A 6,142-nucleotide genomic window follows, 5' to 3' on the forward strand; every position below is an offset into this window, starting at 1 on the left:
AAATTGAAATTAAAGATGTATTTATAAATAAATTTAAATATGAACAATAAGACTTTACTAATATAACAATGTCCTTTAAAAACCTACAATGTTGTAGGTTTTTAAACTTTTTAATAAAAACTATTGACTTATGTTTAAAAAGTATGTATTATAGTTATCGTTGTATTAATGAATGACGTAAACATTAAAAAATAGTAAATTTGTTTAAAATAATATTAAAAAGTTATTGACTTTTTATTACAAATCATTTACAATAAATACTGTTCTCGATAATCAATAGATTATTGCGTTTTGCCAGCGGTCGTGGCGGAATGGCAGACGCGCTAGGTTGAGGGCCTAGTGGGAGAAATCCCGTGGAGGTTCAAGTCCTCTCGGCCGCACCAAATCAATTCCAATCATTATATATTGCGGGTGTAGTTTAATGGCAAAACCTCAGCCTTCCAAGCTGATGTTGTGGGTTCGATTCCCATCACCCGCTCCATTATAAATTTTAAATGAACATTGAAAACTGAATGACAATATGTCAACGTTAATTCCAATAAAGTAACTTAAATGTTACAAACACTATTTAGTATTATGAGCTAATCAAACATCATAAATTTTTATGGAGAGTTTGATCCTGGCTCAGGATGAACGCTGGCGGCGTGCCTAATACATGCAAGTCGAGCGAACAGACGAGGAGCTTGCTCCTTTGACGTTAGCGGCGGACGGGTGAGTAACACGTAGGTAACCTACCTATAAGACTGGGATAACTTCGGGAAACCGGAGCTAATACCGGATAATATTTCGAACCGCATGGTTCGATAGTGAAAGATGGCTTTGCTATCACTTATAGATGGACCTGCGCCGTATTAGCTAGTTGGTAAGGTAACGGCTTACCAAGGCAACGATACGTAGCCGACCTGAGAGGGTGATCGGCCACACTGGAACTGAGACACGGTCCAGACTCCTACGGGAGGCAGCAGTAGGGAATCTTCCGCAATGGGCGAAAGCCTGACGGAGCAACGCCGCGTGAGTGATGAAGGTCTTCGGATCGTAAAACTCTGTTATTAGGGAAGAACAAACGTGTAAGTAACTGTGCACGTCTTGACGGTACCTAATCAGAAAGCCACGGCTAACTACGTGCCAGCAGCCGCGGTAATACGTAGGTGGCAAGCGTTATCCGGAATTATTGGGCGTAAAGCGCGCGTAGGCGGTTTTTTAAGTCTGATGTGAAAGCCCACGGCTCAACCGTGGAGGGTCATTGGAAACTGGAAAACTTGAGTGCAGAAGAGGAAAGTGGAATTCCATGTGTAGCGGTGAAATGCGCAGAGATATGGAGGAACACCAGTGGCGAAGGCGACTTTCTGGTCTGTAACTGACGCTGATGTGCGAAAGCGTGGGGATCAAACAGGATTAGATACCCTGGTAGTCCACGCCGTAAACGATGAGTGCTAAGTGTTAGGGGGTTTCCGCCCCTTAGTGCTGCAGCTAACGCATTAAGCACTCCGCCTGGGGAGTACGACCGCAAGGTTGAAACTCAAAGGAATTGACGGGGACCCGCACAAGCGGTGGAGCATGTGGTTTAATTCGAAGCAACGCGAAGAACCTTACCAAATCTTGACATCCTTTGACCCTTCTAGAGATAGAAGTTTCCCCTTCGGGGGACAAAGTGACAGGTGGTGCATGGTTGTCGTCAGCTCGTGTCGTGAGATGTTGGGTTAAGTCCCGCAACGAGCGCAACCCTTAAGCTTAGTTGCCATCATTAAGTTGGGCACTCTAAGTTGACTGCCGGTGACAAACCGGAGGAAGGTGGGGATGACGTCAAATCATCATGCCCCTTATGATTTGGGCTACACACGTGCTACAATGGACAATACAAAGGGCAGCGAAACCGCGAGGTCAAGCAAATCCCATAAAGTTGTTCTCAGTTCGGATTGTAGTCTGCAACTCGACTACATGAAGCTGGAATCGCTAGTAATCGTAGATCAGCATGCTACGGTGAATACGTTCCCGGGTCTTGTACACACCGCCCGTCACACCACGAGAGTTTGTAACACCCGAAGCCGGTGGAGTAACCATTTGGAGCTAGCCGTCGAAGGTGGGACAAATGATTGGGGTGAAGTCGTAACAAGGTAGCCGTATCGGAAGGTGCGGCTGGATCACCTCCTTTCTAAGGATATATTCGGAACATCTCGTAGAGATGATACGGAATAACGTGACATATTGTATTCAGTTTTGAATGTTTATTTTAAAACATTCATATTTAATTAAATATTGCATTTACTATTATATTTTGTTATAATACTTAGATGTGATTATTAATTAATGACATTGTACATTGAAAACTAGATAAGTAAGTAAATAGATTTTACCAAGCAAAACCGAGTGAATAGAGTTTTAAATAAGCTTGAATTCATAAAAAATAATCGCTAGTGTTCGAAAGAACACTCACAGATTAATAACTATATTAGATTAAGTTATTAAGGGCGCACGGTGGATGCCTTGGCACTAGAAGCCGATGAAGGACGTTACTAACGACGATATGCTTTGGGTAGCTGTAAGTAAGCGTTGATCCAGAGATTTCCGAATGGGGGAACCCAGCACAAGTTATGTTGTGTTATCGACAAGTGAATTCATAGCTTGTCAGAAGGCAGACCCGGAGAACTGAAACATCTTAGTACCCGGAGGAAGAGAAAGAAAATTCGATTCCCTGAGTAGCGGCGAGCGAAACGGGAAGAGCCCAAACCAATAAGCTTGCTTATTGGGGTTGTAGGACACTCTATACGGAGTTACAAAGGAATATATTAAACGAATCATCTGGAAAGTTGAATCAAAGAAGGTAATAATCCTGTAGTTGAAAATATATTCTCTCTTGAGTGGATCCTGAGTACGACGGAGCACGTGAAATTCCGTCGGAATCTGGGAGGACCATCTCCTAAGGCTAAATACTCTCTAGTGACCGATAGTGAACCAGTACCGTGAGGGAAAGGTGAAAAGTACCCCGGAAGGGGAGTGAAAGAGAACTTGAAACCGTGTGCTTACAAGTAGTCAGAGCCCGTTAATGGGTGATGGCGTGCCTTTTGTAGAATGAACCGGCGAGTTACGATCTGATGCAAGGTTAAGCAGAAAATGTGGAGCCGTAGCGAAAGCGAGTCTGAATAGGGCGTATAGTATTTGGTCGTAGACCCGAAACCAGGTGATCTACCCATGGTCAGGTTGAAGTTCAGGTAACACTGAATGGAGGACCGAACCGACTTACGTTGAAAAGTGAGCGGATGAACTGTGGGTAGCGGAGAAATTCCAATCGAACTTGGAGATAGCTGGTTCTCTCCGAAATAGCTTTAGGGCTAGCCTCAAGTGATGATTATTGGAGGTAGAGCACTGTTTGGACGAGGGGCCCCTCTCGGGTTACCGAATTCAGACAAACTCCGAATGCCAATTAATTTAACTTGGGAGTCAGAACATGGGTGATAAGGTCCGTGTTCGAAAGGGAAACAGCCCAGACCACCAGCTAAGGTCCCAAAATATATGTTAAGTGGAAAAGGATGTGGCGTTGCCCAGACAACTAGGATGTTGGCTTAGAAGCAGCCATCATTTAAAGAGTGCGTAATAGCTCACTAGTCGAGTGACACTGCGCCGAAAATGTACCGGGGCTAAACATATTACCGAAGCTGTGGATTGTCCTTTGGACAATGGTAGGAGAGCGTTCTAAGGGCGTTGAAGCATGATCGCAAGGACATGTGGAGCGCTTAGAAGTGAGAATGCCGGTGTGAGTAGCGAAAGACGGGTGAGAATCCCGTCCACCGATTGACTAAGGTTTCCAGAGGAAGGCTCGTCCGCTCTGGGTTAGTCGGGTCCTAAGCTGAGGCCGACAGGCGTAGGCGATGGATAACAGGTTGATATTCCTGTACCACCTATAATCGTTTTAATCGATGGGGGGACGCAGTAGGATAGGCGAAGCGTACGATTGGATTGTACGTCTAAGCAGTGAGATTGAGTGTTAGGCAAATCCGGCACTCTTAAGATTGAGCTGTGATGGGGAGAGGAAATTGTTTCCTCGAGTCGTTGATTTCACACTGCCGAGAAAAGCCTCTAGATAGAGATTAGGTGCCCGTACCGCAAACCGACACAGGTAGTCAAGATGAGAATTCTAAGGTGAGCGAGCGAACTCTCGTTAAGGAACTCGGCAAAATGACCCCGTAACTTCGGGAGAAGGGGTGCTCTTTAGGGTGCAAGCCCAGAAGAGCCGCAGTGAATAGGCCCAAGCGACTGTTTATCAAAAACACAGGTCTCTGCTAAACCGTAAGGTGATGTATAGGGGCTGACGCCTGCCCGGTGCTGGAAGGTTAAGAGGAGTGGTTAGCTTCTGCGAAGCTACGAATCGAAGCCCCAGTAAACGGCGGCCGTAACTATAACGGTCCTAAGGTAGCGAAATTCCTTGTCGGGTAAGTTCCGACCCGCACGAAAGGCGTAACGATTTGGGCACTGTCTCAACGAGAGACTCGGTGAAATCATAGTACCTGTGAAGATGCAGGTTACCCGCGACAGGACGGAAAGACCCCGTGGAGCTTTACTGTAGCCTGATATTGAAATTCGGCACAGCTTGTACAGGATAGGTAGGAGCCTTTGAAACGTGAGCGCTAGCTTACGTGGAGGCGTTGGTGGGATACTACCCTAGCTGTGTTGGCTTTCTAACCCGCACCACTTATCGTGGTGGGAGACAGTGTCAGGCGGGCAGTTTGACTGGGGCGGTCGCCTCCTAAAAGGTAACGGAGGCGCTCAAAGGTTCCCTCAGAATGGTTGGAAATCATTCATAGAGTGTAAAGGCATAAGGGAGCTTGACTGCGAGACCTACAAGTCGAGCAGGGTCGAAAGACGGACTTAGTGATCCGGTGGTTCCGCATGGAAGGGCCATCGCTCAACGGATAAAAGCTACCCCGGGGATAACAGGCTTATCTCCCCCAAGAGTTCACATCGACGGGGAGGTTTGGCACCTCGATGTCGGCTCATCGCATCCTGGGGCTGTAGTCGGTCCCAAGGGTTGGGCTGTTCGCCCATTAAAGCGGTACGCGAGCTGGGTTCAGAACGTCGTGAGACAGTTCGGTCCCTATCCGTCGTGGGCGTAGGAAATTTGAGAGGAGCTGTCCTTAGTACGAGAGGACCGGGATGGACATACCTCTGGTGTACCAGTTGTCGTGCCAACGGCATAGCTGGGTAGCTATGTATGGACGGGATAAGTGCTGAAAGCATCTAAGCATGAAGCCCCCCTCAAGATGAGATTTCCCAACTTCGGTTATAAGATCCCTCAGAGATGATGAGGTTAATAGGTTCGAGGTGGAAGCGTGGTGACACGTGGAGCTGACGAATACTAATCGATCGAAGACTTAATCAATTTTTTCAAGTTTTGCGACGCAAATCTTTACTTACTATCTAGTTTTGAATGTATAATCATTCATTTGTCTGGTGACAATGGCAAGGAGGTCACACCTGTTCCCATGCCGAACACAGAAGTTAAGCTCCTTAGCGCCGATGGTAGTTGGACTGACGTTCCGCTAGAGTAGGACGTTGCCAGGCATATATATTATTCCGCAGTAGCTCAGTGGTAGAGCTATCGGCTGTTAACCGATCGGTCGTAGGTTCGAATCCTACCTGCGGAGCCATGGCTCCTTGGTCAAGCGGTTAAGACACCGCCCTTTCACGGCGGTAACACGGGTTCGAGTCCCGTAGGAGTCATTTATTTGGAGAATTAGCTCAGCTGGGAGAGCATCTGCCTTACAAGCAGAGGGTCGGCGGTTCGAACCCGTCATTCTCCACCATTTAAATATCGGAGGGGTAGCGAAGTGGCTAAACGCGGCGGACTGTAAATCCGCTCCTTCGGGTTCGGCAGTTCGAATCTGCCCCCCTCCACCATCTTATTGGGCTATAGCCAAGCGGTAAGGCAACGGACTTTGACTCCGTCACGCGCTGGTTCGAATCCAGCTAGCCCAGCCATAAGAGCCATTAGCTCAGTTGGTAGAGCATCTGACTTTTAATCAGAGGGTCAGAGGTTCGAATCCTCTATGGCTCACTTTAAGCACTCCTTAATGGGGTGCTTTTTTATTATCCATTTTTAGTAGTGATTTTCATGAAAAATTTATAAGTATGACTTTCATAGTATGAC

At 46.8% G+C, this 6,142-nt stretch carries 8 tRNA genes and 3 rRNA genes; all 11 read left to right on the forward strand.

Annotated elements, in window-relative coordinates:
- The first annotated feature begins 297 nt into the window (after positions 1-297).
- The 11 genes from ABZ567_RS32120 to ABZ567_RS32170 all read left to right on the forward strand — a co-directional run bounded on the left by ABZ567_RS32120 (position 298) and on the right by ABZ567_RS32170 (position 6,049).
- A tRNA-Leu gene (locus ABZ567_RS32120) sits at positions 298-383 on the forward strand.
- Positions 384-407: 24 nt separating this feature from the next.
- Positions 408-481 (forward strand) — tRNA-Gly (locus ABZ567_RS32125).
- A 120-nt stretch (positions 482-601) separates the two neighbouring features.
- Positions 602-2,152 (forward strand): 16S ribosomal RNA (locus ABZ567_RS32130).
- A gap of 300 nt (positions 2,153-2,452) precedes the next feature.
- Positions 2,453-5,374, forward strand: a 23S ribosomal RNA gene (locus ABZ567_RS32135).
- A gap of 67 nt (positions 5,375-5,441) precedes the next feature.
- Positions 5,442-5,556 (forward strand): 5S ribosomal RNA (gene rrf, locus ABZ567_RS32140).
- Together the 16S, 23S and 5S rRNA genes with 8 tRNA genes alongside form the textbook arrangement of a ribosomal RNA operon.
- 11 nt (positions 5,557-5,567) lie before the next feature.
- A tRNA-Asn gene (locus ABZ567_RS32145) sits at positions 5,568-5,642 on the forward strand.
- A gap of 1 nt (position 5,643) precedes the next feature.
- Positions 5,644-5,715 (forward strand) — tRNA-Glu (locus ABZ567_RS32150).
- Positions 5,716-5,722: 7 nt separating this feature from the next.
- A tRNA-Val gene (locus ABZ567_RS32155) sits at positions 5,723-5,798 on the forward strand.
- A 10-nt stretch (positions 5,799-5,808) separates the two neighbouring features.
- Positions 5,809-5,892 (forward strand) — tRNA-Tyr (locus ABZ567_RS32160).
- Between the two features lie 6 nt (positions 5,893-5,898).
- Positions 5,899-5,973 (forward strand) — tRNA-Gln (locus ABZ567_RS32165).
- A 3-nt stretch (positions 5,974-5,976) separates the two neighbouring features.
- Positions 5,977-6,049, forward strand: a tRNA-Lys gene (locus ABZ567_RS32170).
- Positions 6,050-6,142 lie beyond the last annotated feature (93 nt).

Source organism: Streptomyces sp. NPDC016459 (genome assembly GCF_040632845.1).
GTDB lineage: Bacteria > Actinomycetota > Actinomycetes > Streptomycetales > Streptomycetaceae > Streptomyces.